This window comes from Streptomyces sp. NPDC001709 (assembly GCF_053596375.1).
On record NZ_JBSFGB010000117.1, the window covers coordinates 1 to 4,743 of the forward strand.

General features: G+C 75.3%; 2 protein-coding genes. Both read right to left on the reverse strand.

What is annotated here, in order from left to right:
• Positions 1–1,673: type I polyketide synthase (locus ACWC0C_RS47965; RefSeq protein ID WP_450871495.1), on the reverse strand; the 1,673-nt coding region annotated here is incomplete at its 3' end.
• 19 nt (positions 1,674–1,692) lie between these two features.
• Positions 1,693–4,743, reverse strand: a 3,051-nt coding sequence (locus ACWC0C_RS47970) for an SDR family NAD(P)-dependent oxidoreductase (RefSeq protein WP_450871496.1), incomplete at its 5' end; no start/stop codon positions are given.

Sequence of the window (4,743 nt, forward strand, 5' to 3'; positions counted from 1 at the left end):
ACGGCCCCGGGGTCGCCGTTCGCCAGCGCCGCCAGACCGGCCAGCAGCTCGTCCCGGTCGGCGGCCACCACCGCGCCACGGTGCTCCAGGGCGGCACGGGACAGCGCGGCCGCGCGAGCCACCTCGGCGACGGTCGCCCCGGATTCGGCGAGCAGGTGCTCGCGCAGGCGTGCGGCCTGCCCGCGCAGGCCCGCCGCGCCACGCCCGGACACCAGGACCGGCACCGGGAGCACCGGTTCCGCGGCGGGCTCCGGCGTGGTCTCGGTGGCCGGGGCCTGCTCGATGATCACGTGGGCGTTGGTGCCGCTGACCCCGAACGCCGACACGGCGGCACGGCGGACCCCGGTGTCCGGCCAGGGCCGCGACTCGGTGAGCAGGCGCAGCGGGCCACCGGCCCAGTCGACGTGCGCGGTCGGGGTGTCGACGTACAGGGTGCGCGGCAGCACCCCGTGGCGCATCGCCTGTACGACCTTGATCACGCCGGCGACCCCGGCGGCGGCCTGGGTGTGCCCGACGTTCGACTTGACCGACCCCAGCCACAATGGCCGGTCGCGGTCGGCGCCGTACGTGGCCAGCAGGGCCTGCGCTTCCACCGGGTCGCCCAGCGAGGTGCCGGTGCCGTGCGCCTCCACCGCGTCGACGTCCAAGGGGGACAGTGCCGCGTTGGTCAGCGCCTCGACGATGACCCGGCGCTGCGCCTGGCCGTTGGGCGCGGTCAGCCCGTTGGACGCGCCGTCCTGGTTGACCGCGGAGCCACGGATGACGGCGAGCACCGGATGGCCGTTGCGCCGCGCGTCGGACAGCCGTTCCAGCAGGAGCATCCCGGCGCCCTCGGACCAGCCGGTGCCGTCGGCCGCGGCGGAGAACGCCTTGCAGCGGCCGTCGGCGGCCAGCCCGCCGAGCCGGTCGAACTCCACGTAGGTGCCGGGGGTGGACATGATGGTCACGCCGCCGGCCAGCGCCAGCGAGGTCTCCCCGGAGCGCAGCGACTGCACCGCCAGGTGCAGGGTGACCAGCGAGGAGGAGCAGGCGGTGTCCACGGTGACGGCGGGGCCTTCGAGACCGAAGGTGTAGGCGACCCGGCCGGTGGCGATGCTGGCGGCGTTCCCGTTGCCGATGAAACCTTCCAGCTCCTCGGGTACGCGGTCCATCAGCGTCGCGTAGTCGTGGTACATCACCCCGGCGAACACGCCGGTGCGGCTGCCGCGCACGGTGAGCGGGTCGATCCCGGCGCGTTCGAACGCTTCCCAGGTCGTCTCCAGCAGCAGCCGTTGCTGCGGGTCCATGGCCAGCGCCTCGCGCGGGGAGATACCGAAGAACCCGGGGTCGAAGTCCCCGGCACCGGCCACGAACCCGCCGAGCCCGACCGGCAGTCCGGCCAGGTCCCAGCCGCGGTCGGCGGGGAAGGCGGAGATGCCGTCCCGGCCGGCGGCCAGCATCTCCCACAGCTGCTCGGGGGTGCCGACCCCGCCGGGGTAGCGGCAGGCCATGCCCACGATGGCGACGGGCTCGCGCCGGGCCTGTTCGATCTCGGCCAGGCGGCGCTGCGCGCTCTGCGCCTCGGTCACCGCGCGCCGGAGATAGTCCCGGAGCTTGGCCTCGTTCGACACGTTTTCCCCGTCCCCCACGTTTTCCCCGCTCCCCACGTTCGCCTCGTTCGCCTCGTTCGCCACGCGGAATCCTTTCTCCCCCCTAGCCGGCGCCGAGGTCGTCGACGAGGCCGAACAGTTCGTCGTCGGAGACCGACGACAGGTCGTGCTCCGGCGCGTCACCGGTCTGCTCTTCCTCGCCGCCGTACTTGGCCAGCAGCGCGGTCAGCCGCATGCGCAGCTTCGCCCGGTCCACGGCGCCGGGTTCGGCTCCGGCCAGTGCCTCTTCGAGCTGGTCGAGCCCGGCGAGGGGCGAGCCGGCCCGCGCGCCCTTCGCGGCGGGCATGGACTCGTGCAGATGCGCGGCCAGCGCCACCGGGGTGGCGTACTCGAACACCACCGCGGCGGACAGCGGAATGCCGGTGGTTCCGGACAGCCGGTTGCGCAGTTCCACCGCGGCCAGCGAGTCGACGCCGAGTTCGGCGAAGGTGCGGTGTTCGGCCACGGCGGCCGGCGAGTCGTAGGCCAGCACGCTGGCCGCTTCGGCGCGTACCAGCGCCAGCAGCGCCTTCTCCCGGTCCGGCCCGGACAACGCGGCCAGTGCGGCGGTGGGTGCGGCGCTCGCGTCGGCGGCCGGGGCGGGCGCTTGCCGGACCAGGCCGCGCAGCGCCGCCGGAACCGGCCCGCCGGCCAGCCTGGCCGCCCGGTCCAGCCGCATCGGTGCGAGCACCGGTTCGTCGACGGAGCGGGCCAGGTCGAAGAGTTCCAGCGCCTCGGCGGTGGACAGCGGCCGCAGCCCGGCGCGGGCGATGCGGGCCAGGTCGGCCTCGGACAGCTCGCCGGTGATGCCGCTGCGCTCCTCCCACAGGCCCCAGGCCAGCGAGGTGGCCGGGAGACCGGCGGCGCGGCGCTGCCGGGCCAGCGCGTCCAGTGCGGCGTTGGCCGCCGCGTAGGCGCTCTGCCCGGCCGCGCCGAGCACCCCGGCGGCGGAGGAGAACAGCACGAAGTCGGTCAGCTCGCGGTCGCGGGTCAGCTCGTCCAGCCAGCGCGCGCCGTCCACCTTCGGCGCCAGCACCGCCCGCAGCCGCTCCTCGGTCAGGGCGGTGACCAGACCGTCGTCCACGACCCCGGCCGCGTGCACCACCGCCGACACCGGATGCTCGGCCAGCAGCGCCGCCACCGCATCCCGCTCGGCCACGTCACACGCCACGATCCGTGCTGTGGCGCCGAGTTCGGCGAGTTCGGCGGACAGCTCGGCCGCGCCCGGGGTGTCCGGACCTCGACGACCGGTGAGCACCAGCTCGCGCACCCCGCAGTCGGCGGCCAGGTGCCGGGCCAGGGCCGCGCCGAGCGTGCCCAAACCTCCGGTGATCAGCACCGGGCCGCCCGGGTCCCAGGTGGCGCCGTCCCGGTCGGTGACCTTGGACAGCGGGACGTGGGACAGCCGCGGCACGAGCACCACGCCGTCGCGCAGCACCAGTTGCCCGCCGGGCACGTTCCAGGCCGCGGCGGGAATCTCCGTGCTGTGGGTGCCCTCGATGTCCGCCAGCAGGAAGCGGTCCGGGTGTTCGTGCTGCACCGAGCGGAGCAGGCCCCAGACCGCGGCGGCGGCCGGGGCGGTGCGCGCGTTCCGGGTGCACAGGGCCAGCCGGGTGCCGGCGAAGCGGTCCTCGGCGAGCCAGGTATGCACCGCGCCCAGCGCCCGAACGGCCGCGGCGACCGGGTCGGGTCCGGCCCCGGTCGGCAGCACCACCACCGCGGGCAGGTCCCCCTCGGGCAGCTCGGCCAGATCGGCGCAGGTCAGCACGGTCGGTTCCGGGCCGGTCGGCAGGGTCGCGGGCACCAGGTCCTCGGCGTACAGCGACTCGTGGTGGCCGAGCTGTGCGGCCTGGATCGGCCGGACGGCGAGGGATTCCACCACCCCGACCGGAGCGCCCGTCGGGTCGGCCAGTTCGATCCGGGCCGCCTCGGCGGCGACCGGGGAGATCCGCACCCGCAGCGCGGACGCCCCGGTGCGGCGCAGCGCGATCCCGTTCCAGGCGAACGGCAGCAGGGTGCGGCCGCCCTTGTCCTCGTGCAGGTAGCGCATGGCGTGCAGCGCCGCGTCCAGCAGCGCGGGGTGCAGCCCGTAGCGGCCCGTGTCGGTGAGCTCGGGCAGGGCGATGTCGGCGTAGATCTCGTCGCCGCTCCGCCAGGCCGCGCGCAGCCCCTGGAACGCCGGGCCGTACTCCAGCCCGGTGGCGGCGAACTCGGCGTAGGCCGAGCCGATGTCCAGTGCGGTGGCGTCCCCCGGCGGCCAGGCGACCTGCTCCGCCTGCGGCGCGTCCGGCACCGGACCGAGCACGGCGCGGGCGTAGCAGGTCCACGCGGCGCCGTCGCCGACCGGGCGGGCGTACACGCTCAGCGGCCGGTGCCCCGCCGCACCGGACGCCCCTACCCTCATCTGCACCTCGACCGCGCCGTGCTCGGGCAGCACCAACGGCGCCTGCAGCGTCAGCTCCGCGACCGCGCCGGCACCGGTCTGCGCAGCGGCGTGCAGGGCCAGTTCGGCGAAGACGCTGCCGGGCACCACGGTCGCGCCGAGCACGGTGTGCTCCCCCAGCCAGGTCTGCGCCCGGGTCGCCAGCCGGCCGGACAGCAGGAACCCGTCCTCCTCCGCGAACTCCACGGCCGCGTCCAGCAGGGGGTACCCGCTCCGGTCCGCCGGTCCGGCGTCGTCCAGCCAGTAGCGGCGGCGCTGGAAGGCGTAGGTGGGCAACTCGACCCGGGCCGCGGCGGGCAGATACGCCGCCCAGTCGACCGTACCGCCATGCACCTGGAACCGCGCCAACCCCGCTGCCAGCGCACGGACTTCGGGCCGGTCACGGCGCAGCAGCGGGACGAACACCGCCGTACTCTCCTCGGGCAGGCAGTCCGGTCCCGCGGCGGTCAGCGCCGTGTCCGGCCCGATCTCCACGAACCTCGTCACGCCCTGCCCATGCAAGTACGCCACCGCATCGGCGAAACGAACCGTGTCCCGAACATTGCGCACCCAGTAACCGGCGCCCACCGGCGCCGCATTGACGTCCACGGTGGACACGAAGGGGATGCGCGGGGCGGCGAAGGTGACACCGGCGATGGCGTCACGGAACCGCTCCAGCACCGGCTCCATCAG